This is a genomic window from Mesorhizobium sp. WSM4906, assembly GCF_029674625.1.
Classification (GTDB): Bacteria; Pseudomonadota; Alphaproteobacteria; order Rhizobiales; family Rhizobiaceae; genus Mesorhizobium.
Genome location: NZ_CP121355.1, coordinates 3,544,072 through 3,567,468, shown reverse-complemented (window position 1 = coordinate 3,567,468; position 23,397 = coordinate 3,544,072). Strand labels below are relative to the sequence as shown.

Here is a 23,397-nt window from a genome sequence, read left to right as displayed (position 1 = left end):
AATGGCCGCCTACGACTATATTCATGACGGGATGGCGATCTACGAGCGCTCTTTTGCCATTATCCGCGCCGAGGCCGACCTGTCGCGCTTCTCCGAGGCCGAAGCCGATGTCGCGATCCGCATGATCCACGCCTGCGGCCAGGTCGAAGCCGCCAGCCATTTCGTCTTCTCCGGCGATTTCGTTGCCGCCGCCCGGACCGCGCTCGCCGCCGGCGCGCCGATCTTCTGCGATGCCGAAATGGTCGCGCACGGCGTCACCCGTGCCCGCCTGCCTGCCGGCAATGAGGTGATCTGCACGCTGCGCGACCCGCGCACCGCCGAGATCGCCAAGGCAATCGGCAACACCCGCTCGGCCGCGGCCATCGATCTTTGGGGCGAGCGTATGGCCGGATCGGTCGTCGCCATCGGCAATGCGCCGACCGCGCTCTTCTATCTGCTGGAAAAGCTGCGCGATGGCGCGCCTAAGCCCGCCGCGATCATCGGCATGCCGGTCGGCTTCGTCGGAGCCGCCGAATCGAAGGATGCGCTGGCCGAGAATTCCTACGGCGTGCCCTACGCCATCGTGCGCGGCAGGCTCGGCGGCAGCGCCATGACCGCTGCGGCGCTCAACGCATTGGCGAGGCCGGGCCTGTGAACGCGATTGTAAAAGGCCGGCTTGTCGGCGTCGGCACCGGCCCCGGCGATCCGGAACTTTTGACGCTGAAGGCCGCGCGGGCATTGGCCGAGGCCGACGTCGTCGCCTATTTCGCCAAACGCGGCAACAACAGCAATGCGCGGACCATCGTCGAGACGCGCTTCCGTCCGGACATGATCGAGCTGCCGCTGCTTTATCCGGTGACGACCGAGATCGACAAGGATCACGACGACTACCGCTCGCAGATCGCCGATTTCTACGAGCAGTCGGCCGAACAGGTCGCCGGGCATCTCGGCGCTGGCAGGATGGTTGCGGTGCTGTCGGAGGGCGATCCGCTCTTCTACGGCTCCTACATGCACCTGCATGTCCGGTTGGCGCATCGCTTCCCGACCGAGGTCATCCCCGGCATCACCGCCATGTCCGGCTGCTGGTCGGCCACCGGCCTGCCGATCGTCCAGGGCGACGACGTGCTGACCGTGCTTCCCGGCACGATGAGCGAGTTCGAGCTGACCCGCCGGCTGGCCGACACCGATGCCGCCGTGATCATGAAGGTCGGCCGCAACCTGCCGAAGATCCGCCGCGCGCTGGAAGCGACGGGCAAGCTGGCAAAAGCCGTCTATGTCGAGCGCGGCACGATGCTGGGCAGCGTCTCCATGCGGCTTGCCGAAAAGCCGGACGACAAGGCGCCCTATTTCGCCATCGTTCTGGTCGCCGGCTGGTCCGCCCGCCCCGGGGCCTGCGGAGCAAAGCCATGAGCGGCCGAATCACCGTTATCGGCCTCGGTCCCGGCAATGCCGACCAGGTCACGCCTGAGGCAAGCCGCGCCGTGGCCGAGGCTTCCTTCTTCTATGGTTACAAGCCTTATCTCGACCGGCTCGAGCTGCGAGAGGACCAGACACGCGTCGCCTCCGATAACCGCGAGGAGCTCGCCCGCTCCAACGAGGCGCTGGCCAAGGCCGCCGGAGGCCACAATGTCGCCGTCGTTTCCGGCGGCGATCCCGGGGTGTTCGCCATGGCGGCAGCCGTCTGCGAGGCGATCGAAGCCGGGCCGCAAGAATGGCGCGCGATCGATCTTGCGGTGGTGCCCGGCGTCACGGCGATGCTCGCGGTCGCCGCTCGTATCGGCGCGCCGCTCGGCCACGATTTCTGCGCCATATCGCTCTCGGACAATCTAAAGCCGTGGGACCTGATCGAGCTTCGCCTGCTGGCGGCAGCCGGCGCCGGCTTCGTCATTGCACTCTACAATCCGATCAGCAAGGCGCGGCCCTGGCAACTCGGCCGAGCCTTCGAATGCCTGAAGGCCATCCTGCCAGGGACCACGCCGGTGATCTTCGGCCGTGCCGCCGGCCGGCCGGACGAGCGGATCGAGGTGTTTCTGCTGGCGGATGCCGATGCGGCGAAGGCCGACATGGCCACCTGCATCATCATCGGCTCGCCCGAAACCCGCATCATCAAGCGCGGCGAACAGCCCGCGCTGGTCTACACGCCGCGGTCGGCAACAGGGTCGAAGAAATGATCGACCTTGGCGGCCAGTTGATCGACGCTATCTGCCGAGGGGACGTTCGGCAGATGCGGCCTGCGTACCATGATCACCTCGATGCCGAGCGCCCGCGCCGCGGCGATCTTGCCGTAGGTCGCGTCACCACCGCTGTTCTTCGAAACGACGGCATCGATGCCGTGCCGCTCGAACAGCGTCCGTTCGTTGGCTTCCACAAACGGCCCGCGCGCCAGCAGATACAGCGCATCGGGAACAGCCAGCCTCGGCTCGACCGGGTCGACGCTGCGGATCAGATAGCGGTGCTGCGGCGCGGTCTCGAAAGCGCCGGCTTCCTGCCGACCGATCGCCAGGAAGACACGGCGCGGGACCGCGCCAAGCGCGCTGGCCGCTTCGGTGACGCTGTCGACCAGCGTCCAGCGATCGCCCGCGACCGGCTCCCAGCCTTGGCGACGCAGGGCGAGAATCGGCAAACCGGTTTGCCTGGCCGCTTCAGCGGCATTGGCCGAAACGCGCGCAGCGTAAGGATGCGTGGCGTCGATCAGCAGATCGATGTGTTCTTCATGGAGATAGCCCGCCAGCCCTTCCGCGCCGCCAAAGCCGCCGGTACGAACGGGCACGCCCTGCGGCACGGGACTTTCGGTACGGCCGGCAAGCGACAGCGTGATCGAGAAATCCTCCCGGCGAGCCAGCTTGCCCGCCAGCTGCCGGGCCTCCGTGGTTCCGCCGAGGATCAGAATGCGGTGGGTCATCATGCCTGCTAAAGGTCCGCGCATTGCCAAGCCGGTCTCGATATGGCTGACCGTGGTCGGCATCGGCGAGGACGGTGTAGCGGGTCTCGGCGACGAGGCCAAGCAGCGGATTGCCGAGGCCGCGGTCGTCTTTGGCGGCAAGCGGCATCTCGGGCTCGTCTCAGGTTTGGCCAAGGGCGAGGTGCGCACGTGGCCGTCACCCTTCGACGCCGCAATGCGCGACGTGCTGGCGCTCGCGGGCAAAAACGTCTGCGTGCTCGCCTCGGGCGATCCTTTCTTCCACGGCGTCGGCGTCACGCTGGCGCGCAAGGTCAAGCCGGATGAGATGATGGTCCTGCCGGCGCCGTCGTCGCTGTCGCTGGCGGCCTCCCGTCTCGGCTGGGCGCTGCAGGATGTCGAGACCATCTCGCTGCACGGCCATTCGATTGACCTGATCCGGCCCCTGCTCCACGCTGGCGCGCGTATTCTTGCGCTCACATCCGACGGCGACGCACCGGCCGCCATTGCCGGACTACTGGAAGAACTCGGCTTCGGGCCGTCGCGATTGACGGTCCTCGAAGCGCTCGGCGGTCCGGATGAAGCACATCGAACCGCTTGCGCCGACGCCTTCGATCTCGAAAACATCAATCCGCTCAACGTGCTGGCGCTCGAAATTGAATCGACGCCGGACGCGCGCATCCTGCCCTTGACCGTCGGCCTTGCCGACCATCTGTTCGAGCATGACGGCCAGATCACCAAGCGCGAGATCCGCGCCATCACGCTGTCGGCGCTGGCGCCGCGGCGCGGCGAGCTGTTGTGGGATATCGGCGCCGGCTCGGGCTCGATCGGCATCGAGTGGATGCTGGCCCATCCTTCGATGCGCGCCATTGCTGTCGAAGCCGACACGGAGCGCGCCGCACGCATCCACCGTAACGCGGCGCATTGCGGCGTGCCCGGCCTTGTCGTGATCGAAGGCATGGCCCCCAAGGCCTTGGCCAAACTGGAGACGCCCGACGCCATCTTCATCGGCGGCGGCGGCAGCGATGCCGGCGTGCTGGAGAAGGCGATCAGGGCGCTGCGTGCCGGCGGCCGGCTGGTTGCCAACGCGGTCACGCTGGAGATGGAGGCACTGCTTCTCGGTGAGCACAACAAGCGCGGCGGCGATCTCACCCGCATCGCGCTTTCGCGCGCCTCCCCCATCGGGTCCATGCAGGCCTGGCGTCCTGCAATGCCCGTCATGCAGTGGAGTTGGGTGAAGCCATGATGATCGCTGGCATCGGCAGCCGGAAAGGCGTGACTGCGCGCGACGTGCGCGCCGCGATCGAAACCGCGCTCGAAGCGCACGGGCTGGCGATGACCGCGCTTTCGGCGCTAGCGACCGGCGAAATCAAGCGCGACGAGGAAGCGATCTTCCGCGCAGGTCATGATCTCTCGCTTCCGGTGATCGTCGTCGCCGACGATGCGTTGCAGGCCGCGTCCGCAGGCACGATCAGTCGATCCGAAGTGTCGCAGGCTCATGCCGGCACGCCTTCGGTTTCGGAAGCGTCGGCCCTGGCCGCGGCGGGTAAGGGTGCAAAACTGCTCGGGCCGCGCACCGTGCTCGGCCCGGTGACCTGCGCCATCGCGCATGGCGGAGGTGCTGAATGACCGTCCACTTCATCGGCGCCGGCCCTGGTGCGGCCGACCTCATCACCTTGCGCGGCAGCCGGCTGCTGGCCAGTTGCCCGGTCTGCCTCTATGCCGGCTCGATCGTCGCGCCAGAATTGCTGGAACACTGCGCGCCCGGCACCAGGTTGATCGACACCGCGCCGATGTCGCTCGACGAGATCGAGGCCGAGTATGTCGCCGCCCACAGAGCCGGTCAGGATGTCTCGCGCCTGCATTCCGGCGATCTTTCGGTGTGGAGCGCGGTGGCCGAGCAGATCAGGCGGCTGGAAAAGCACGGCATCCCCTACACGCTGACGCCCGGTGTCCCCTCCTTCGCCGCCGCCGCCGCGGCGCTGCGCCGCGAGCTCACCATCCCCGAACTCGCCCAAAGCCTGGTGCTGACCCGCGTCTCCGGCCGTGCCTCGAAAATGCCGCCCGGCGAGACGCTTGCCGGCTTCGGCCGCACCGGCGCCACGCTCGCCATCCATCTCGCCATCCACGCCATCGATCGTATCGTGGCGGAACTCACGCCGCTCTATGGCACCGAATGTCCCGTCGCGGTCGTCTTCCGCGCCTCCTGGCCGGACGAGCGGATCCTGACCGGCACGCTGGGCACCATTGAAGCGCAATTGGCAGAAAACCCGATGGAGCGCACGGCGATCATCTTCGTCGGCAGTGCCTTGGCCGCGCAGGATTTCGGCGAGAGCTCACTTTACGACGCCCATTACCAGCGGCGTTTTCGCGGACGGGACGGATTGTGAACGACATCGCCAGCAGAAACAGGCAGACCTCGGTGGAGCAGGCGCTGGCGCGGCTGAACTTCAAGCCGCGTGCGCTCGAGGCTGGCCATGTCTGGCTGGCCGGCGCCGGTCCGGGCGATCCCGGCTGCCTGACGCTCGAGGTGCTGGCCGCACTCGGGCAATGCGACGCGCTGGTCTATGACGCGCTGGTTTCGCCCGACGTCGTGGCCGTCGCCGAAGGCGCCGAGCTTTTCTATGCCGGAAAACGCGGCGGCAAACCCTCGATGAAGCAGGACGATATCAACGCCCTGCTAGTGCGGCTGGCACGCGAGGGGCGCCGTGTCGTGCGCCTCAAGGGCGGTGATCCTTATATTTTCGGCCGCGGCGGAGAAGAGGCGCTGGCACTCGCCCGCGAAGGGATCCCGTTCCGGGTGCTGTCCGGCCTCACTTCCGGTCTGAGCGCCCTGGCTGCCACCGGCATCCCCGCCACCATGCGCGGCATCAATAAGGCCGTCATTCTCGCCACCGGCCATGCGGCGGGCACGGATGATGATATCGACTGGGCTGCGATCGCGCGCACCGGCCAGCCGATCGTCGTCTATATGGGCATGGCCAACCTGCCGATTATCGCCGACGCCCTGCTCGAGGGTGGCCTCGCGCCTTCGACCCCGGCGGCCGTGATCGTAGCGGCGACCACGCCGCAGGAGCGCATCGTCGTCGCCACGCTCGCTACGATTGCCGACGAGGCCGCCGTCGCAGGGCTCGCCTCGCCGGCGCTGATCGTCGTCGGCGAGATCGTCGCCATGCGCGCGGTCCTGGCAGGTGGATTGTGACCGCCCGCGCGATCATCATCGGCGCGCCGCGCTCCGGCTCGGGCAAGACCAGCGTCACCATCGGCCTGCTGCGCGCGCTCGCTCGCCGCGGCCTTAAGGTGCGCGGCGCGAAGTCCGGACCGGACTATATCGACCCCGGCTTCCACACCGCCGCGACTGGCCTGTCAGGCATCAATCTCGACAGCTGGGCGATGTCCCCTTCCCTGCTCAACGCTCTGGCCGCACAGGCAGCGGACGACGCCGAATACGTCATCCTCGAAAGCGCGATGGGCCTGTTCGACGGCATTCCCGCGCCTGAAGGCCGCTCGGGCTCGGCCGCCGATCTCGCCCGGCTCTACGGCCTGCCCGTGCTTCTGGTGCTCGACGTTTCGGGGCAGTCGACCACGGCGGCCGCCGTCGCCAAGGGTTTTGCCACCTACGATCCGGACGTTCGCATGGCCGGCGTCGTGCTCAACCGCTTGGGCAGCGAGCGCCATCGGCGCTTGTCGGGCGACGCGATCGAGGCGATCGGCCTGCCGGTGGTCGGCGCCATCATGCGCGATCCCACGCTCAACCTGCCGGAACGGCATCTCGGCCTCGTCCAGGCCGGCGAGTACGAAAACCTGATGGCGCATCTCGACCGACTGGCCGACATGGTCGAGAAATCGCTCGATATCGACGCAATCCTGAAGCTGGCGACACCGCTGGAACCGGCGTCCGGCAATTTCGGCGATGGGTTGCGGCCGCCCGGACAGCGCATCGCGCTGGCCGAGGACGCCGCCTTCACCTTCCTCTACCCGCATGTCATCGCGCACTGGCGCAAGGCCGGCGCCGAGATCGTCCGGTTCTCGCCGCTTGCCGATGAGGCGCCGGCCGAAGACTGCGATGTCTGCTGGCTGCCTGGCGGCTATCCGGAGCTGCATGCCGGCAAGCTGGCGCAAGCTGCCGACTTCCGAGCCGGAATGGCGCGCTTCGCGGCGAGTAAGCCCGTGCATGGCGAGTGCGGCGGCTTCATGGTGCTGGGTGAATCGCTGGAGGACGCGGATGGCGTGAGCCATGAAATGCTTGGCCTGCTCGGCCATTCGACCAGCTTTGCCAGGCGCAAGATGAATCTCGGCTACCGCGAGGCGCGGCTGCGCGCCGCCTGCCCGCTCGGCGCCGAAGGCACGCTGATCCGCGGCCATGAGTTCCACTACGCGCAAATGACTGCCAGCGGCAACGACGAGCCGCTCGCCGACCTCGCCGACGGTCAGGGCAATCCGCTTGGCGCGTCGGGCTACCGGCGCGGCCATGTCAGCGGCACCTTCTTCCACGCCATTGCGAGGGGTGCATGAGCGGCCCTTCCGCGCCTCGGCAATTGCTTGACGATATCGGCCTGAGCCTCGTCTTCTTCACCAGGTTGAGGCTTCCGTCGAGCGATTTCGGCGGCCGCAGCCTCGCCGATGCCATCTGGGCCGCGCCCTTTGCCGGCCTCGCCGCAGCGATCATCGGCGCGCTCGTCCACGCCATTGCTGCGGGCCTGAGCCTTGCCGCCGGCCCGGCCGCGGCGCTCACACTCGCAGCGACGATGCTTGCTACAGGTTGCCTGCATGAGGACGGACTTTCCGATATCGCCGATGGCTTCGGCGGCGGCAGGACGCGCGAGAAGAAGCTGGAGATCATGCGCGACAGTCGTATTGGCGCCTATGGCGCCGCGGCGCTCGGCATCTCGCTGCTCATCCGCTGGAGCGCGCTTTCGGAACTGGCCGGACCGGGACATGTCTTCCTGGCACTGCTGGCCGCGCATGCCGCCTCTCGCGGTCTGTTCGGCGCCTTCATGCATCTTCTACCGCCCGCTCGCGCCGACGGCCTCTCAGCCGGTGCAGGCGCCGTCAGCGCCGAGACAGCCGGCGTCGGAGCAGCGCTCGGCGCCGTAGCGCTGCTGGCGCTCGGCCTCGGCGGCGCCATTGTCGCGCTCATCCTGCTCGGTCTTTTGTTCGCCGCCTTCCGCTCGCTTTGCCTCAGCCAGATCGGCGGCCAGACCGGCGACACGATCGGCGCGCTGCAGCAGCTCGCCGAAATCGCGGTCCTGCTCGTTGCCTCAGCTTCCCTATCCCCCTGACCCTCAATTGGAGACATTGCCCCATGTCGTTCAAATCGCTCGAAGACCTTCGCGCCGCCTGCCTCGATCTCCCCGCCGGCAGCGACGCCGCGGTGAATGCGGTCGCCCGCCGTCAGGACACGCTGACCAAGCCGCAGGGCAGCCTCGGCCGGCTGGAAACGATCGCCGCCTGGCTGGGCCGCTGGCAGGGCCGTGACATGCCGAAGCTCGATGCGGTGAAAGTCTTCGTCTTTGCCGGCAATCACGGCGTTACCGCGCAGGGCGTGTCGGCCTATCCTTCGGAAGTCACGGTACAGATGGTGGCGAATTTCGCTGGCGGCGGCGCGGCCATCAACCAGCTCGCTCGCATCGCCGGGGCCGGGCTCGACGTCATCCCGCTCGATCTCGAGCATCCAACCGGCGATTTCACGCAAGCGCCGGCCATGGACGAGCAGGCCTTCCTCGCCGCGGTCTCGGCCGGCTATGGCGCCGTGACCAGGGATCTCGACCTCGTCTGCTTCGGCGAGATGGGCATCGGCAACACCACGCCGGCGGCCGCGATCTCGGCCGCCCTTTTCGGCGGCGGCGCCGAGAAATGGACCGGACGCGGCACCGGCGTCGACGACGCTGGCCTCATTCGCAAGATCACCGCCATCGAGGCCGGCCTGAAGCGCCATGCCGATTCGCTGTCCGATCCGCTGAAGGTCGCCGCAGCTCTGGGCGGGCGTGAGCTCGCCGCCATCCTCGGCGCCACGCTCGCCGCGCGCCGCAACAACGTGCCTGTGCTGCTCGACGGCTTCGTCTGCACCGCCGCCGTGGCGCCGCTGGCGAGGCTGCATCCGACCGGCCTCGCCCACACGATCGCCGCCCACGTCTCGGCCGAAGCCGGCCACCGCCGCCTGCTCGAAACGCTCGGCCTGCCGCCGCTGCTCGATCTCGGCATGCGGCTCGGCGAAGGCTCCGGCGCCTGCCTGGCCGTCAACGTCGTGCGCTCGGCGCTGGAGTGCCATGCGAAGATGGCGAGCTTTGCCGAGGCCGGCGTGTCGGAGAAGTAAATGCCGCGAGCGAAATTGCCGATGCATGCGGAGCATTAGGCCCCATCGCTGCTCCCTTGGCTCGCAAACGGCAACCGGCTTGCGGCACGGATCGCTCCTAACCTTCTGCTTACGATTTCGCCGTCAGGCACCAGCCGCGAGACAAAGCAGACTTGCGCGCCTGCGGGAATTCACCGTTTGGGGCCGCGACGGATCAATCCTGTCCCGGTCGCCTTTGGCTCATGGTGGAGGCCTATGAGTGGCTTACTCCTCAGCGAAGAAGTCTTCGTCGAGGAAATTGAAAGGCTAATGTCGCCGGCCACCCGACGACTTCACCGTGTCGATCGAATGTTCTTGCGCACGGTTGATTCAGGGCTGTGGAGCAGCACTCGGTTGCGACCGGTTTGCTTGGCTAGGTAAAGTGCCGCGTCCGCCTGACGCTGAAGTTGCTCCGGCGACCTTGCCTCGTCAGCCTGCGCCTGAACTGCAACTCCGATGCTGATGGTGACGTGGCGAGATACGCGGGATGCAGGATTGGGAAACGCGGCGGCTTCGACACTCTCGCGGATGCGCTCCGCCACTGCGACAGCCTCCTGCTCGTTTACCTCCGGAAGGAGCACCAGGAATTCCTCACCGCCGTAGCGGGCTACATGATCTCGATCATGCCTCACGTTGTCCCGGATAATGCCGGCGACTCTGACCAGACAGCGATCGCCCTCGGCATGGCCGAGGCGATCGTTCAGCCTCTTGAAGTCGTCGATGTCGCACATCAGCATGCCGACGGCGGCTGGGCCTTTTCTGCCGCTACTCCACAGATGGTCGAGCGTTTCCGTCATCCAGCGCCGGTTGGAGAGGCCAGTTAAGGGATCTGTCCTTGCCAGAAGCTTCAGCTGATCGTTTGCTTGCGCCAGCTCGGCAACTCTGCGCCGGTCGCGAAGCTCAAACAGGAAAGTCTTCTGAGCGAGAATTGTCATGGTGCGCCGCGCGGCAACCGTCGCAAAAATGCCGCTGGCGAAGAACAGCGTCGCGGCCACGGCGCTCCCGATTTCGAGCCTCGGGTTCTGTAGCTGAAAAACGAGATAGAGGCTGAGAGCCAAAGCGGCGATCGTCACCGTCCAGGCGAGTGGAATGCCGAAGATGATGATGGCTGTGATCGCGACGAACAGCATGATGTTCAGCTGCCGTTCGTAGAATTCGCCCCCGGCGCTCACGCCGACCAGAGCAACCGACAGCAGGATGAGCAACATGCCCGCGATCAACGTCGCCCCTTGGAGCCAGGGAGCGCGAGGCGTTCGCCAGACGAGGACGACGGCCACAACGACGGGCGGGATGATGGCTCCCGGCAAGAGCATGGACAGCGCGATCGCCTTCGGAAGCATCAACATGTTGAGCGCGAGGGTCAACACATCCAGGAAGGCCACCCAGATCATCCAGGCGCGGATGATCTTCGCCGTTTGCGACCAGATACGCGCCCGAAACAGGCGTTGGATGTCGCCCTTCAGGCGGATGTCGCGCGTGCGGCGCACCAGAAGTCGCTCAACTTCCGCGGTGATCGCTGGACTGTCCTGCGTATCGAGGTGCATTCGATCTGACACAATCGACGAACCTTTTTGGCTATGCGCGTTGATAGTCCGGCCCGAACGTCCGAGAGAACAGGCCGGCGGCCACGGTCCGCCGTCGAAGCTCCTCGATATCCTGCGAGTAATCGCCGGTGTAGAGCTTGATGATCATCTGGTCGCGCGCCGCTCCAGTCAGATCGTAATGGAGGTGGCCATATTTGAACGGGCCGGTATCCCGGCGCCTTCCTTGTGTGCGCCTCGTGACAACCCTGAGTTCCGCTTCGAAGGGCTCGACGCCGTGCAGCGCTACTTCGGCGACCTTGCCGGTCTCGACGTCGGTCCCGATGGGGATTTCGACCACGGCTTTGCTGAGCGTCAGGCTGACAGCCCGCCCGGCGATGCCGCCGAACCGCGCCGGCTCGTCCGCACGGAGGCTCTCGGAGGCGGGATTCGTCTTCTCGAAACAGATCAGCACTGCGATCATGAGCACCACAATGTTCACCAGCGCCCAATAGATTGCGACTGGCGAGAATTCCCCCGGAGGAATGCGCGCCCATTCCGGAATGACGTTGATCACAAGTCCGACCGCAGTGGCCGCGATCAATATTGCCAGGCAGGCAAAGGTGTAGCCGTCGAATTTGTTGTCGACATTCGAGCTTCCCTTGGGGGTCACCCGAAACGGCCGCCCAAATGGCCGGATCAGGCTCGAAATCACAGTCGGCAGCATCCGGAAGGTGGAGAAGGCGCCGACAGCGCTCGAAACCACCGGCAGATAGCGTGTTGGCGTGATCCAGTGCATCAGCAGGAAATAGGCGACGAGAACAGGCAGTTGGTGGCTCACCAGATCGGCTGCTTCCGTGAAGAAGAGCGGAGGATACCCCGTCCAGAAATACATGGCAGGGACGATGAGGATCGCCAGGCGCACGAAATACTGCACGAGCCAGCTCACAGGCAGGAACATGATGCGCTGGAACAGGCTGAGACCCGGACCGCGAAGGGGTCCGTTGTGCACGAAAAGAGTCTGGATCCCGCCTTGGCACCAGCGTTGCCGCTGCACGAAATAGCCCTTCAGGTTTTCCGCGGCGAGCCCGATGGAGAGCCGCTCGTTGAGATAGCGCGTCTTGTACCCCTTGTTCAGCATCGTCAGGGTGGTCAGCAGATCCTCGGTGATCGACTCCGTCGGAAAGCCGCCGATCGCCTCCAGTGCCGCGCGACGCGCGATCGAGCACGAACCACAACAGAAGCTTATGTCCCAAGCATCCCTGCTGGCCGCCATCTCGTCGAAAAAAAGGCGCTGTTCGTCAGGCCACGACCGCTCCAGTCCGAGATTGATCTGGACGGGATCCCTGTTGAAGAAATGCTGCGGCGTCTGCACGATGCCGATGCTGGGATCGGTGAAGAAAGGCAGTGTGCGGCGAAGAAAGTTCCGGTGTGCCACGAAATCCGCGTCGAACACTGCAACGAACTCGCCGTCGCTCACCGTAAGGCCGTTGTTCATGTTGCCGGCCTTGGCGTGGGCATTATCCCGTCGGGTAACGTGGACTGCGCCCTTTTCTTCGCAGAACCGCCGAAGCCAATCCCGGCGCTGGTCGTCTAGGACGTATACCTTCAGCTTTTCCCCGGGATAATGGAGGCCGAGCGCGCCAATGATGGTTCGCTCGAGCACATCCAACGGTTCGTTGTAGGTCGGGATGAAAACGTCGACTGTCGGAAGCTCTTGCCGAGGCCGGCGGAAGAAACCGCTTGCGAGCGCGTCCGCTTGGGCGCTGCGGTCGACATACCGGCTCATGATGATGAGGAAGAGCGTTATGTCGAAGAATGCGAGCAGTTCGATGCCATAGAGAAACCACACCCAGTAGAAATCGAGGCCATCATTGGGATAGGGCAGCACGGTATCGGTGAGACGCCACCAGAGATACCGGACAGCGACCGCGAAAACGACTGCACAGGTGACGGTGCGCGTCCAGGTCTGGTACCGCGACCAGCCTTGGACGAGGATGACGAAGAAAGCCGCGACCAGGAAGGTCGGGGCCAGCGCTACCAGATACTGAACCATAGCCTTGTCAGCCACTGGGCCATCGTGAAGCTGCGCGTGTGGAAGCGGACCTGGACCGACCGCCCAACATGGCAGAAATTGCTGTAGTCGGTGTTGAGAGACGAGTTTGCGAGCGCCACCCTGATCCGGGCGTTGCGCCCTCTGCCGCTTGGAGGCATCGCCGCGAGTGTCGGCTCCTCTACCACCGCGGAATTGCCACGAACCGAAATGACCTCACCGTCAATGACATTATCCGTCCCGAGGATGCGGACCTCCGCGGCGCGGCGCGGATAGATCTGGTCGAAATCGACCTCGGGAACCAGAATATCCACGAAGAGGTCGCGGCAATCGAGCACGCGCAGCAGTTCGTTTCCGGCGACGACATTGGCTCCCGCAACGACGTTGTTACGCCAGATTACGCCGTTGAAGGGCATTGTCATGACCGCGTGTTCGAGGCTGTCGACCCGTCGCGCCTCCTCTGCCAGTTGCTTTGAAAGCTCTGCCAGACGGGTGCGGCTTTCTGCGGCACGCGCATCGAGATCGGCGATCTGGATCGCCAACTCGTCCTGCCGCTGGTGCGAGTAAGGAACGTCGTTTTGCCCGTCCTCGAGAAAAACGCCTTGCCGCATCGCTTCCAGTTGCCGCTCCAGCCGTTTCAGGGTCAGGTTTTCGACTTCGACCTCTGCCGAGGCCGCGATCTCTGTCGCTTGCGCCTCGTCGACACTGGCTTGCGAAACGACACCCCTCACGATCAGCGTGGAGTTGCGCTTGAGTTCCGCCGCACTCGCCGATCGCCGGGCAGCCAGCATCGTGATGCGTTGACGCGAAATCGCAATCTGCTGTTCGATGCTGTTGATCATTGCCTTGCTATAGGCATCGAAGCGTCGGCCCAATCTGGCACGCAGCGCTACCAGCTCGCTGCGCTGATTTTCGAGCGCCTGCACCCTGTTCCGCGTGGTCTCCAGTTCCGCGGCCAGGGATGTCTCGACGGCGCGATTCACTCGCTCGTTCCGGATCGTCAGCAATACTGCATTTTCCGGCAGGTGCGTGCCGGTTTTCGGCGGCGTCTGCAGCACGGTGCCCTCGATCGGGGCCGAGATCTCGGCGAAACGCGCATTGATGGTGCCGTCGAGGCTGGTATATCCCGTGAGTCCAGGCAAGAGAGCAAGAACTGCGGCAACCAGCAGCAGGACTCCTACTGCAACTCGAACAAAGCGTTTGTTCCAGAACATGGGCGCCCGCAAAGCGATCTAACAGTCGTCATTGGTGACGACACCCCACGCCCGATCGCTACCTTAGCGCGCAACTGTTAACAATAACACACCGTAATTGCTTGTATGGGGCGGATTGCCGTCAAGCCTGTTTTTGTTTTTGTTCTTCATTTCCCCATCTCCTAGCTAGCTCGAGCGGATGGCCGCCGTCTCCTCGTCCCGAGCCATGGTTTCCGCGCGCGCCGTCGTTGGCGCAGCGACGTGCGGAGGAGGTAACATCTACATGGTGAAAGCCATTTCATTCGGGTGGACCGAACGGGTTTTCGTTCAGACCGTCGATCCTAATGACGACTGTAAACCGAACAAAGTCGGCCTCTCTTTCCGACTTCCGTCAAGAATGTTGACCATTCCTTGTAGGTAACGGATTGCACGCGGTGACTACGGCGTGACAATGTGACAATCTAGTTGATGCCATGTTTGCTCATGTCATTGATTTGACTGGAAAATTTGGTGGGTGTGCACAGGATCGAACTGTGGACCCGCTGATTAAGAGTCAGCTGCTCTACCAACTGAGCTACACACCCACACCGCCGGAGAACCCAGCGTCGGCGGCGCATATAGCCGCCGCTTTCGGTGATGTCCAGCCCCGCCGGGATCATTTCCCGACAAATCGCCTAAGTGCCGCACCCGTCAAACAAAAAAGCTGACCTTCCGCGATCCTGATCGCATGGCCGCCGATGCGCGCGGACGCCAGTTTTCCGCCGTCGACATTGAGCTCGAGCCGGATGCGCGAGGGCCGTCCCATCTCCAGCCCCTGCTCGATCCAAAGCTGCGTGATTCCGTCCGTCGGACCATCGAAATGCATGATCGCGCCGGCAAAGGCGGCCGCCGCCGAGCCGGTCGCCGGGTCTTCGTAGGAGGGCGTCCCGGGCACGATCATGCGGACATGGAAGGCGCTGTCATGATGCACTGTCTCGCGGCAATAGACATAGGGGCTGGCAAAAGCCCATTCGCTCTTGCGCGGCGCGAGCTCCGACCAGGCCTGGTTGTCCAGCCTGATTTTTGCCGCCGCATCGAGGCCGGAGACCGGAATGGCGACATAGGGCACGCCGGCCGACCAGAAGGAGACGCGGTGATTCTCGAAGCCGATCTCGTGCGGCGCAAGGCCGAGCGCTGCGCCGATCATTTCCGGGTCGGCGGCGAGTTCGAGGCGATCCGGCAGTTTCGCCAGATCGAATTCGGCATAAATGGCGCCGTCATGCTTGCTGACCGCGCAGCGCACTGGGCCGATATTCTCCTCCAAAACGAAGACCCCAGCCGCCTCGCCCGCCAATTCCGCAAGCGCGATCGCCGAGCCGACCGTCGGATGGCCGGCGAACGGCATCTCATAATCGGGCGTGAAGATGCGAATCCGATTGCGGTGCTTGGGATTGTCGGGCGGCAGCACGAAAACCGTCTCGGACAGGTTGAATTCGCGCGCGATCGCCTGCATGGCGGCGCTGTCCAGCCCCACGCTGTCCAGCACCACGGCGAGCGGATTCCCCGCCAGCCGCTCGGTCGTGAACACATCGTAAAGCAAGTAGCTGCGTGCCATCGAGAAAACCTTCCGCCTCGTCCCGAATTTTCCGCCTCAATCCCAACATGAGGGAAATTTAATTTGAAATTCGAACCTTAAGGCATGATTTGTGCACCAATAGGGACAGCAATTTTTCGCTATAGGGGTCTGGGGTGGACCAGGTTGTCAATCCGCCAAACGCAGAATCCGACACTTCCATCGAAGCCGCTCTCGGGCTCGACCGCAAAGGCATGAGCCGCAAGCGCCGGCGAGGCTGGCTCTATGCGCTGCTGGCGCTGGCGGTCGTGGCGGCCGCGATCGGCCTCTACCGGTGGAACGCCGCCGCGCCGCCCCGAATCGAATACACGACCGCTTCGGCGACGGTCGCCGACCTGACCGTGCAGGTGTCGGCGACCGGCACGCTGCAGCCGCTGACGCAGGTCGACATCTCCAGCGAGCTTTCCGGCATCGTCCGCTCCGTCGCGGTCAACGAGAACCAGCAGGTGAAGAAGGGCGACGTGCTGGCGAAGCTCGACACCGCCAAGCTCGAGGTCCAGATTGAGCGCGCCACCGCCTCGGCCAAGGCGGCAGCCGCGGCCGTCGAGAACGCCAAGGTCACGTTGCAGGAAAACGAGAACGCGGCGGTCCGCGCAAGCGCGCTCACCAAGCGCGGCATGGCGACGGATCAGTCGCTCGAGGCCGCGACTGCGACGCGCGATCGCTCCAAGGCCGCGCTCGACAGCGCCGAGGCCAATCTCGCTATTGCCGAGGCGGATCTCAAGGCGCAGCAGACTGATCTTGCCAAGAGCACCATCTACGCGCCCATCGACGGCATCGTGCTCACGCGCTCGGTCGATCCCGGACAGACGGTCGCCTCTTCGCTGCAGGCGCCGGTGCTGTTCGTCATCGCCGCCGATCTGCGGAATATGGAGCTGCAGGCGGCGGTGGACGAGGCCGATATCGGCCAGGTCAAACCCGGCCAGCATGCCCGCTTCACGGTCGATGCATTCCCGGACCGCCCCTTCGACGCCGAGATCCGCGACATCTCCTACGCCTCGGTCACCACCGATGGCGTCGTCACCTACAACGCACGGCTCGAAGTCGACAACGGCGAGCTTCTGCTGAGGCCCGGCATGACGGCAACCGTCGCGGTGGTGACAAGGCAGGCCAAGGGCGTGCTCACCGTGCCGGCCACGGCCTTCCGTTACCGCCCGGCGCAACCGGCGGCCCGCGGCTGGAGCCTGAGCGACCTGTTCACCGGCCGCATGGGCCGTCCCAACCGGCAGCGCGAGGTGGCGAAGGCGCCGACCGACGGCTCGCGCACGCTTTATGTGCTGGAAGAAGGCCGGCCGCATGCCGTCAACGTCAGGATCGGCTCGACCGACGGCGAACTGACCGAGATCACGTCCGGCCTCGAGGAAGGCGCCGAGGTCATCACCGGCTCGCAGCAGCGGAGCTGATCCGTGCCCGCCCCCCTGCTCATCACTTTCGACAAGGTCTGGAAGAGTTATGGCTCGGGCGAGGCACGCGTGCATGCGCTTGCCGGCGTCGATCTTGCGATCCGCAGAGGTGAATTCGTCGCCATCATGGGTCCGTCCGGCTCAGGCAAGTCGACCGCCATGAACATCGTCGGCTGTCTCGACACGCCGACGGCCGGAACCTACCGCTTCATGGGCATCGATGCCGGTCGCCTAGACCGCAACCGTCGCGCCCTGCTGCGCAACCTTTATGTCGGCTTCGTCTTCCAGGGCTACAATCTGCTGCCCCGCACCACGGCGGCGGAAAATGTCGAGCTGCCGCTGATCTATCGTGGCGTTTCCGCCCGCGAGCGCCGTGATCGCGCCATGCAGGCGCTTGCCCAGGTCGGGCTGGTCGGGCGCGAGCACCACACGCCAGCCGAGCTTTCGGGCGGTCAGCAGCAGCGCGTTGCGATCGCGCGCGCCATCGTCACCAAACCGACGCTGCTCGTCGCCGACGAGCCGACGGGAAATCTGGACACGGCGCGCACGCACGAGATCATGGAATTGCTGACCAGGCTGAACGCCGAGCTCGGCCTCACCATCGTCATGGTCACACACGAGGCCGACGTCGCGGACTATGCCGAGCGCACCGTGCGCTTCCTCGACGGCCACGTCGCCTCGGACACAACGAAAGCCGAGGCCGCATGATCTGGGAGACCGTCCGCCTTTCGCTGATTTCGATCCGCCGGAACGTGCTGCGCTCGTTCCTGACCTTGCTCGGCATCGTCATCGGCGTTGCCGCCGTCATCGCCATGCTCACCATCGGCTCCGGCACCACCGAGAAGGTCAAGGCCGATATCTCGAAGCTCGGCAGCAATCTTCTCGTCGTCCGCGCAGGCCGTCCCGCCGGGCCCGGCGGACCGGGCGGGCTCGACCAGGTCACCCGACCGCTTGCCGCCAAGGATGTTGAAGCGCTGGTCGCCCACCTCAGCGGCGCCCGTGCCATCGCGCCGGCTTCGCAAAAGCAGGTGCGCGTCATCTTCGGTACGGAGAGCCTGACGTCGGGCGTCACCGGCACCGACAGCGCCTATCTCGACGCGCGCGACTGGAAGCTGGTTTCCGGCCGGCCCTTCAGCGATTCCGAGACACGCGCCGGCGCCGGTGTTTGCCTTATCGGCGAGACGGTGCGCCAGCAATTCTTCGGCGCCGGCGATCCGGAGGGCGAGACCATCCGCGTCAACCGCACGTCCTGCAGGATCATCGGCCTCTTGGAGCCGAAGGGCTACACCGGCTTCGGCCAGGACCAGGACAATGTCGTGCTGATGCCTTTAGCCGCCTACCAGCGGCGCATTGCCGGCAATCGCGACATCGACAATATCTACATCGCCGCCGACGACAGGACGCCGACCGCCGAACTGCAGCCGCGCGTCGAGGACATCTTGCGCGACACGCGCCGCATCACGCCGGACCGCGATCCCGATTTCTCGATCCGCGACATGACCCAGATCGCCGACGCCATGGCCAGCGCCACCACCACCATGACCGGCATGCTGGGCGCCGTCGCCGGCGTCAGCCTCCTGGTCGGCGGCATCGGCATCATGAACATCATGCTGGTCTCGGTCACCGAACGCACGCGCGAGATCGGCATCAGGCTGGCGATCGGCGCGCATGAGAAGCACATCTTGATCCAGTTCCTGGTCGAGGCGACGGTGCTGTCGCTGCTCGGCGGCATCATCGGCATCCTGATCGGACTGGCCCTTGCCGGCCTAGCCTCGGCGACGCTGACGATACCCTTTTCGCCGAGCCCGGCGGTCATCCTGCTTGCCGTCGGCTTCTCGGCGCTGATTGGCATGGTGTTCGGCTTCTTCCCGGCGCTGCGCGGCGCCAGGCTCGACCCGATCGATGCGCTGAGGCATGAATAGACCGCCGTTTGGGCTCGGCAGGCCGCGATCGCGTCAGTCCTGCTCTCCGGAAAAATGCCACTCGATGAGCGGCTTCATATGGCCCATCAGCCCATCGGGAAGGTCCACGGCATTGCGAATGACCACCGGACCATCGATCTCCGGCTCGCTCTCGGCGGCAACGTAGGCGCTGATGCGGCGCGCCACTTCTTCGGCCGGCTCGGCGACATGGTAACGGCGGAAGATCACCGTGCCGCTCGGCGTGGATAGCGCATGATAGCGCCGTCCGCGTCGAGCCGCCGACAGGTCGATGCCGGTCTCCTCGCCCACCTCGCGGATCATGTTGAAGTCGACATCGACGATACCGTCGCGGAAATCGATCGGCTCGAAGGAGCCAGCGGCGAAGTAGACGCGGCCGGCGTTCACCGTGTGCGAGCCCATGCGGATCGCCACCAGCGCGTTGTCGCCGGCCACCAGTACGGCATGCGCATAGGCATGCTCGGCGCCGCTCAGCTCGCGGTTCTTGCGCCAAAGCATGAAGGTCGAATACCTCACCGCATGGCAGCGGCCGACAAGCCGGTTGTCGCGATAGGCGAGCGTCGAAAGCAGCACCACCGTGCCGTCGTAGAGCGCCGGCTTTGCGTCCATCTCGCGTCGCCAGTTTTCGGCGATCGCCACCTGGTTGTCGCACTCAAAAGGATGAGGATTTGGGTCGAGCCGTACGTCGACCTCGTCGACCGGCAGGATGACGTTGCGCGGCAGGTCGAAACTCACGGGCTCAGGCCATGTCCAGATTGATCACCACCGGGCAATGGTCCGAAGCCTTCGGCCTGTCCCACCCGGCGCGCGGGAAACGCTCGACTTCCTGGCCTGGCGGAAAGATGGTGCGCCAGGGCTGGCCGTTGCGGATGATCTCCGGCACCGCGGTGGCGTTCTTCGCCGCCAGCGCCTTCGACAGCAGGATATAATCCAACTGGCACAGGTGCCGTTCCTCCGGCCCCCGCGTGTGATAAAAGCTCCAGCGATCCATCTCCGGCCGCCGCTCGACGACGTTCTCGCAGAAGCCGCCGGCGGTGAGCACATTGATCGATGACTGGGCTTCGTCGACCACCTCGAAACGGTAGCCATCGAAACTGTCGCCTTCGATCTTCACGCGCTGCCGGTAATCGTTCATGTCGCCGCAGATCGCCCAGCGCTTGTCGGCCGCATGGTCCCTGCCGAAACGCTCCTCGATGATGCGGCGCACGGCCTGCGCCTCGGCCATGCGCAGCGGCATCGTCGCCTCGCGGCCGTCGAGCCCGTTGCGCGGCGAGCCCATCGATTTGAAGTGCACCAGATAGAGCGTCAGCGGCACCCCGCCGATCGTCACGTCGATTTCCAGGCAGTCGCGCCGGAAGATGCGCTCGTTGGCCAGGAACCCAAGTGCCGCAAGCTCGGGCGTGAACAGGCCGAATTGCTCGAACGTGACATAGGCATGGCTGGTCATGCGCACGAACTCGATCGGCTGGCCCTGCGCGGTCTCGCTGCGCATCATCACGGCGACATCGATGCCGCGGGCATCATTGCCGGCGGTGGTGTATTTCTGGCGATAGCCCTGCCCGATCATCTTGAAGAGATAGCCATATTCGAAGGCCTTCAGCGCTTCGATATTGTCGACCTCCTGCATGCAGATGATGTCGGCGCGGGTTGCGGCTATGGCGAGCGCGGTAAGCTGGCGGGTGTCGTCTGACTGGGCGATCGTGCGCGCCTGTTCGAGCAGCCTGTATTCAGCCTCGTTCTGGATATCGAACAGCGCCAGCGTCCGGTCCTCGTTGAGCTGGTTGCGGTAGCCCGAGAAATCGAACCTGTTCATCAGGTTCTCGACGTTGAAGGTGGCGAGGCGCAGCGACATGGCCGAGACCTTTGCCCGCAAGCGGGGGTGAAAACAAGAGCCACGCGATACCCGTCATGGTTGACGGAACCTTTCCGTTCATCCTCCGTTCAGACGAAAAGTCCCATCAATAGGCTTCTTCCCGGGGTGTTCTGGGCGTGGGGCCTTTACTCCTTGGAGAGTGAAATGAAACCGCTTTTGTCTTCTCTCGGCTCCGGGCTGATGGCCCTGAGCCTCATGGCGGGCCTGACCGCGGCGTCGATCGCCGGCCCGATCCTGCAGCCCGATCTCTCGACGGCTGCCGGCACGGCGGCGCCTACGGTCATACCTATCCGCGACAGCTGGGCCGGCGGCAACAACTACTCGCCGCAGATGTATGACTGGCGCTGGCGGCGCGGCGGCGACTTCAGATGGCGTGGCGGTGATTTTCGCGGCCGTCATTTCTCCCGCAGCTGGGACGGTGGTGGATGGGACGGCGGCGACTGGCGTTGGCGGTATCGCCATCATCGGCATTTCCGCAGTGGCGACGCGGCGCTTTTGGGACTCGGCCTCGGCTTGGGTTTAGGCGCCCTCGCCTACGACAACTATTATGATCCCTATCCGCGCTACTACCAGCCGCGGCGCATCTACCGGACGGAGCGGCTCTCGAGAGCACATGTCCAATGGTGCTACGACCGCTACCGGTCCTATCGCGCCTGGGACAACACGTTCCAGCCTAATTACGGCCCGCGTCGGCAGTGCATTTCGCCCTATATCTGATCCCGTCTACAGCAAGAATGAAACGGCGCCCCATCGCGGCGCCGTTTCTGTTTCGGCAAAAAAAGAAATCGGCGGTGGAGGCAATAACCCTAAATTTAGCAAGGGCGTCTATCAGTGGTGCCGGTGCCCCCACATGACGATCGCCGTATCGCGATTCGCTAAGATCGTGCCGTCCCATGGCTGAGAACGAGTTGAGAGGCAAGCACAGGCAACGCGTGCTGAAAGGCGCGGCGATCCTGACCGGCATCAACAATTCCGAGGTCAAGTGCACCGTGCGCAACATGCATCCCAGCGGCGCAGAATTGAAGGTGCCGATCGAGGCGCGCGTGCCGGACGAATTTCTGCTCTACGTGCCGACCGACGGCATCGGCTACAAGGCGATCGTCCGCTGGCGCCGCGAGGACCGCATCGGCGTCGAGTTCAACGGCACGGAACCGAAGCCGCATTGGCACTATGGGTGAGCATGAAAAGCCGGCGGATCGCTCCGCCGGCTTCATGTTTCACGACCGGAGCTTGATGACAATTCGCCCTGCCGAGTCAGCTGGCGCGGTTTCGAGAACCGGCCTGCGCCGGCCGTAGCCTTCATAGAGCGAGACACTACGAGGGCTTCGGCCGGCGAAGGCCGGAAGCACAGAAACCTGCGGCAGATGGCGGGCAGGGTAGAATTGGCGCAAGCTTCCCAGTTCTTCGCCTTGTCGACCAGCTTGTTCTCGGCGATCTCCCCGCGCGACCGCAGGGCGAAACCCGAGGACGCGCAAGGCAAACGAATGTGGATCGCTTAGTTCTTCGCCTTGTCGACCAGCTTGTTCTTGGCGATCCACGGCATCATGGCGCGCAGCTTCGCGCCGACTTCCTCGATCTGATGGCCGTCGTTCATGCGGCGGATGCCCTTGAAGCGCGACAGACCGGCGCGGTACTCCTGCATCCACTCGGAGGTGAACTTGCCGGTCTGGATATCCTTCAGGATGCGCTTCATCTCGGCCTTGGTCTCGGCGGTGATGATACGCGGACCCGAGACATATTCGCCCCATTCGGCGGTGTTCGAGATCGAGTAATTCATGTTGGCGATGCCGCCCTCATAGATCAGGTCGACGATCAGCTTGACCTCGTGCAGGCACTCGAAATAGGCCATTTCCGGCGCATAGCCGGCTTCCACCAGCGTCTCGAAACCGGCGCGGATCAGTTCGACCAGGCCGCCGCACAGCACAACCTGCTCGCCGAACAGGTCGGTCTCGCATTCCTCGCGGAAGTTGGTCTCGATGATGCCGGAACGGCCGCCGCCGACGCCGCAGGCATAGGAAAGCGCGAGGTCGAGCGCGTTGCCCGAAGCGTCTTGGTTGACGGCGACCAGGCACGGCACGCCGCCGCCCTTCTGGTATTCGCCGCGCACCGTGTGGCCGGGGCCTTTCGGCGCGATCATGACGACGTCGACCGAGGCCTTCGGCTCGATCAGGCCGAAATGCACGTTGAGGCCGTGCGCGAAGGCGATCGCGGCGCCGTCGCGGATGTTCGGCGCGATCTCGTTCTTGTAGATGTCGGCCTGCAATTCGTCGGGCGTCGCCATCATCATCAGGTCGGCCCATTTGGCGGCGTCCGACACGCTCATCACCTTGAGCCCGTCGGCCTCGACCTTCTTGGCGGTCGCCGAGCCGGCCTTCAGCCCGATGGCGATCTCCTTGACGCCGGAATCCTTGAGGTTGAGCGCATGCGCCCGGCCCTGGCTGCCATAGCCGATGATGGCGACCTTCTTGCCCTTGATCAGATTGAGATCGGCGTCACGATCATAATAGACACGCATTTCGTCTTCCTTCCCGTTTTGAAGATCAGAGCATGATGCCGAAAACTGTGAAGCGGTTTTCGGACGACATCATGCT

The 23,397-nt window shown here is 64.8% G+C and carries 23 protein-coding genes and 1 tRNA gene; 15 read left to right on the top strand and 9 right to left on the bottom strand.

What is annotated here, in order from left to right:
* Position 1: 1 nt before the first annotated feature.
* The 3 genes from QAZ22_RS16965 to QAZ22_RS16955 are packed head-to-tail and all read left to right on the top strand — an operon-like array spanning position 2 to position 2,150.
* Positions 2-634: a precorrin-8X methylmutase gene (locus QAZ22_RS16965; RefSeq protein WP_278201900.1), complete on the top strand. Its 633-nt coding sequence runs from the start codon at positions 2-4 to the stop codon at positions 632-634.
* Entirely contained in the window at positions 631-1,389 is a 759-nt protein-coding gene (locus QAZ22_RS16960; protein WP_278201899.1) for a precorrin-2 C(20)-methyltransferase, read from the top strand. Before QAZ22_RS16965 ends, QAZ22_RS16960 begins: the two co-directional genes overlap by 4 nt.
* Positions 1,386-2,150 carry a precorrin-3B C(17)-methyltransferase gene (locus QAZ22_RS16955; RefSeq protein ID WP_278201898.1) on the top strand — a complete coding sequence of 255 codons (765 nt, stop codon included), beginning with the start codon at positions 1,386-1,388 and terminating at the stop codon, positions 2,148-2,150. The genes QAZ22_RS16960 and QAZ22_RS16955 overlap by 4 nt, the downstream gene beginning before the upstream one ends.
* Here QAZ22_RS16955 and QAZ22_RS16950 read toward each other — a convergent pair.
* Positions 2,114-2,881: a cobalt-precorrin-6A reductase gene (locus QAZ22_RS16950; protein ID WP_278201897.1), complete on the bottom strand. Its 768-nt coding sequence runs from the start codon at positions 2,879-2,881 to the stop codon at positions 2,114-2,116. The two genes, QAZ22_RS16955 and QAZ22_RS16950, sit on opposite strands and share 37 nt — an antisense overlap.
* Before the next feature lies 1 nt (position 2,882).
* On the opposite strand from QAZ22_RS16950, the gene cbiE reads away from it, so the two are divergent.
* The 7 genes from cbiE to cobT are packed head-to-tail and all read left to right on the top strand — an operon-like array spanning position 2,883 to position 9,194.
* Positions 2,883-4,124 carry a precorrin-6y C5,15-methyltransferase (decarboxylating) subunit CbiE gene (cbiE, locus tag QAZ22_RS16945; RefSeq protein ID WP_278201896.1) on the top strand — a complete coding sequence of 414 codons (1,242 nt, stop codon included), beginning with the start codon at positions 2,883-2,885 and terminating at the stop codon, positions 4,122-4,124.
* Positions 4,121-4,507: a cobalamin biosynthesis protein gene (locus tag QAZ22_RS16940; protein ID WP_278201895.1), complete on the top strand. Its 387-nt coding sequence runs from the start codon at positions 4,121-4,123 to the stop codon at positions 4,505-4,507. The genes cbiE and QAZ22_RS16940 overlap by 4 nt, the downstream gene beginning before the upstream one ends.
* Complete coding sequence (gene cobM, locus QAZ22_RS16935) at positions 4,504-5,268, top strand: precorrin-4 C(11)-methyltransferase (RefSeq protein WP_278201894.1); 765 nt, start codon at positions 4,504-4,506, stop codon at positions 5,266-5,268. The genes QAZ22_RS16940 and cobM overlap by 4 nt, the downstream gene beginning before the upstream one ends.
* A complete protein-coding gene (gene cobA, locus QAZ22_RS16930; protein WP_278201893.1) occupies positions 5,265-6,080 on the top strand; it encodes a uroporphyrinogen-III C-methyltransferase in 816 nt (271 codons plus the stop codon). The genes cobM and cobA overlap by 4 nt, the downstream gene beginning before the upstream one ends.
* Complete coding sequence (locus tag QAZ22_RS16925; protein ID WP_278201892.1) at positions 6,077-7,393, top strand: cobyrinate a,c-diamide synthase; 1,317 nt, start codon at positions 6,077-6,079, stop codon at positions 7,391-7,393. Before cobA ends, QAZ22_RS16925 begins: the two co-directional genes overlap by 4 nt.
* A complete protein-coding gene (locus QAZ22_RS16920; RefSeq protein WP_278201891.1) occupies positions 7,390-8,160 on the top strand; it encodes an adenosylcobinamide-GDP ribazoletransferase in 771 nt (256 codons plus the stop codon). The genes QAZ22_RS16925 and QAZ22_RS16920 overlap by 4 nt, the downstream gene beginning before the upstream one ends.
* Before the next feature lie 23 nt (positions 8,161-8,183).
* Positions 8,184-9,194, top strand: a complete 1,011-nt coding sequence (cobT, locus tag QAZ22_RS16915; RefSeq protein WP_278201890.1) for a nicotinate-nucleotide--dimethylbenzimidazole phosphoribosyltransferase — start codon at positions 8,184-8,186, stop codon at positions 9,192-9,194.
* Between the two features lie 311 nt (positions 9,195-9,505).
* Here cobT and QAZ22_RS16910 read toward each other — a convergent pair whose 3' ends face one another.
* The 5 genes from QAZ22_RS16910 to QAZ22_RS16890 form a co-directional block, all read right to left on the bottom strand.
* Complete coding sequence (locus QAZ22_RS16910; RefSeq protein WP_278201889.1) at positions 9,506-10,756, bottom strand: diguanylate cyclase; 1,251 nt, start codon at positions 10,754-10,756, stop codon at positions 9,506-9,508.
* Between the two features lie 31 nt (positions 10,757-10,787).
* Positions 10,788-12,788 (bottom strand): glycosyltransferase, encoded by a 2,001-nt coding sequence (locus QAZ22_RS16905; protein WP_278207868.1) that lies wholly within the window; start codon positions 12,786-12,788, stop codon positions 10,788-10,790.
* Positions 12,770-13,999 (bottom strand): HlyD family efflux transporter periplasmic adaptor subunit, encoded by a 1,230-nt coding sequence (locus tag QAZ22_RS16900; RefSeq protein WP_278201888.1) that lies wholly within the window; start codon positions 13,997-13,999, stop codon positions 12,770-12,772. Before QAZ22_RS16900 ends, QAZ22_RS16905 begins: the two co-directional genes overlap by 19 nt.
* Before the next feature lie 487 nt (positions 14,000-14,486).
* Positions 14,487-14,562, bottom strand: a tRNA-Lys gene (locus QAZ22_RS16895).
* Positions 14,563-14,633: 71 nt separating this feature from the next.
* The gene (locus QAZ22_RS16890; RefSeq protein WP_278201887.1) at positions 14,634-15,572 is read right to left on the bottom strand and encodes a PhzF family phenazine biosynthesis protein; all 939 of its coding nucleotides are present in this window, start codon (positions 15,570-15,572) and stop codon (positions 14,634-14,636) included.
* A gap of 134 nt (positions 15,573-15,706) precedes the next feature.
* Between QAZ22_RS16890 and QAZ22_RS16885 the strand changes: the two genes are divergently transcribed.
* Genes QAZ22_RS16885 through QAZ22_RS16875 form a run of 3 tightly spaced genes read left to right on the top strand, consistent with a single transcriptional unit; the run spans position 15,707 to position 18,915 of the window.
* Positions 15,707-16,993 (top strand): efflux RND transporter periplasmic adaptor subunit, encoded by a 1,287-nt coding sequence (locus QAZ22_RS16885; RefSeq protein ID WP_278201886.1) that lies wholly within the window; start codon positions 15,707-15,709, stop codon positions 16,991-16,993.
* A 3-nt stretch (positions 16,994-16,996) separates the two neighbouring features.
* Positions 16,997-17,701, top strand: coding sequence for an ABC transporter ATP-binding protein (locus QAZ22_RS16880; protein ID WP_278201885.1), 705 nt, complete (start codon positions 16,997-16,999; stop codon positions 17,699-17,701).
* Positions 17,698-18,915, top strand: a complete 1,218-nt coding sequence (locus tag QAZ22_RS16875) for an ABC transporter permease (RefSeq protein WP_278201884.1) — start codon at positions 17,698-17,700, stop codon at positions 18,913-18,915. The genes QAZ22_RS16880 and QAZ22_RS16875 overlap by 4 nt, the downstream gene beginning before the upstream one ends.
* A 33-nt stretch (positions 18,916-18,948) precedes the next feature.
* Here QAZ22_RS16875 and QAZ22_RS16870 read toward each other — a convergent pair whose 3' ends face one another.
* Both QAZ22_RS16870 and QAZ22_RS16865 read right to left on the bottom strand, forming a co-directional pair.
* A complete protein-coding gene (locus tag QAZ22_RS16870; protein ID WP_278201883.1) occupies positions 18,949-19,668 on the bottom strand; it encodes a hypothetical protein in 720 nt (239 codons plus the stop codon).
* 4 nt (positions 19,669-19,672) lie between these two features.
* Positions 19,673-20,785 (bottom strand): endonuclease/exonuclease/phosphatase family protein, encoded by a 1,113-nt coding sequence (locus tag QAZ22_RS16865; protein ID WP_278201882.1) that lies wholly within the window; start codon positions 20,783-20,785, stop codon positions 19,673-19,675.
* A 165-nt stretch (positions 20,786-20,950) separates the two neighbouring features.
* On the opposite strand from QAZ22_RS16865, the gene QAZ22_RS16860 reads away from it, so the two are divergent.
* Both QAZ22_RS16860 and QAZ22_RS16855 read left to right on the top strand, forming a co-directional pair.
* Positions 20,951-21,523, top strand: a complete 573-nt coding sequence (locus tag QAZ22_RS16860; RefSeq protein ID WP_278201880.1) for a BA14K family protein — start codon at positions 20,951-20,953, stop codon at positions 21,521-21,523.
* A 176-nt stretch (positions 21,524-21,699) separates the two neighbouring features.
* On the top strand, positions 21,700-21,984 hold the full coding sequence (locus QAZ22_RS16855; protein WP_278201879.1) for a PilZ domain-containing protein: 285 nt from the start codon (positions 21,700-21,702) through the stop codon (positions 21,982-21,984).
* Between the two features lie 317 nt (positions 21,985-22,301).
* Here QAZ22_RS16855 and ilvC read toward each other — a convergent pair whose 3' ends face one another.
* Positions 22,302-23,321: a ketol-acid reductoisomerase gene (gene ilvC, locus QAZ22_RS16850; RefSeq protein ID WP_278201878.1), complete on the bottom strand. Its 1,020-nt coding sequence runs from the start codon at positions 23,319-23,321 to the stop codon at positions 22,302-22,304.
* Positions 23,322-23,397 lie beyond the last annotated feature (76 nt).

What these genes read in the sequence shown, in the direction of transcription:
- QAZ22_RS16865 (WP_278201882.1), bottom strand. Translation starts at nt 20,785, where the DNA reads ATGTCGCTGCGCCTCGCCACCTTCAACGTCGAGAACCTGATGAACAGG.
- cobT (WP_278201890.1), top strand. Translation starts at nt 8,184, where the DNA reads ATGTCGTTCAAATCGCTCGAAGACCTTCGCGCCGCCTGCCTCGATCTC.
- ilvC (WP_278201878.1), bottom strand. Translation starts at nt 23,321, where the DNA reads ATGCGTGTCTATTATGATCGTGACGCCGATCTCAATCTGATCAAGGGC.
- QAZ22_RS16890 (WP_278201887.1), bottom strand. Translation starts at nt 15,572, where the DNA reads ATGGCACGCAGCTACTTGCTTTACGATGTGTTCACGACCGAGCGGCTG.
- QAZ22_RS16860 (WP_278201880.1), top strand. Translation starts at nt 20,951, where the DNA reads ATGAAACCGCTTTTGTCTTCTCTCGGCTCCGGGCTGATGGCCCTGAGC.
- QAZ22_RS16875 (WP_278201884.1), top strand. Translation starts at nt 17,698, where the DNA reads ATGATCTGGGAGACCGTCCGCCTTTCGCTGATTTCGATCCGCCGGAAC.
- QAZ22_RS16965 (WP_278201900.1), top strand. Translation starts at nt 2, where the DNA reads ATGGCCGCCTACGACTATATTCATGACGGGATGGCGATCTACGAGCGC.
- QAZ22_RS16910 (WP_278201889.1), bottom strand. Translation starts at nt 10,756, where the DNA reads ATGCACCTCGATACGCAGGACAGTCCAGCGATCACCGCGGAAGTTGAG.
- QAZ22_RS16920 (WP_278201891.1), top strand. Translation starts at nt 7,390, where the DNA reads ATGAGCGGCCCTTCCGCGCCTCGGCAATTGCTTGACGATATCGGCCTG.
- QAZ22_RS16905 (WP_278207868.1), bottom strand. Translation starts at nt 12,788, where the DNA reads ATGGTTCAGTATCTGGTAGCGCTGGCCCCGACCTTCCTGGTCGCGGCT.
- QAZ22_RS16900 (WP_278201888.1), bottom strand. Translation starts at nt 13,999, where the DNA reads ATGTTCTGGAACAAACGCTTTGTTCGAGTTGCAGTAGGAGTCCTGCTG.
- QAZ22_RS16940 (WP_278201895.1), top strand. Translation starts at nt 4,121, where the DNA reads ATGATGATCGCTGGCATCGGCAGCCGGAAAGGCGTGACTGCGCGCGAC.
- cbiE (WP_278201896.1), top strand. Translation starts at nt 2,883, where the DNA reads ATGCCTGCTAAAGGTCCGCGCATTGCCAAGCCGGTCTCGATATGGCTG.
- QAZ22_RS16955 (WP_278201898.1), top strand. Translation starts at nt 1,386, where the DNA reads ATGAGCGGCCGAATCACCGTTATCGGCCTCGGTCCCGGCAATGCCGAC.
- cobM (WP_278201894.1), top strand. Translation starts at nt 4,504, where the DNA reads ATGACCGTCCACTTCATCGGCGCCGGCCCTGGTGCGGCCGACCTCATC.
- QAZ22_RS16855 (WP_278201879.1), top strand. Translation starts at nt 21,700, where the DNA reads ATGGCTGAGAACGAGTTGAGAGGCAAGCACAGGCAACGCGTGCTGAAA.
- QAZ22_RS16950 (WP_278201897.1), bottom strand. Translation starts at nt 2,881, where the DNA reads ATGACCCACCGCATTCTGATCCTCGGCGGAACCACGGAGGCCCGGCAG.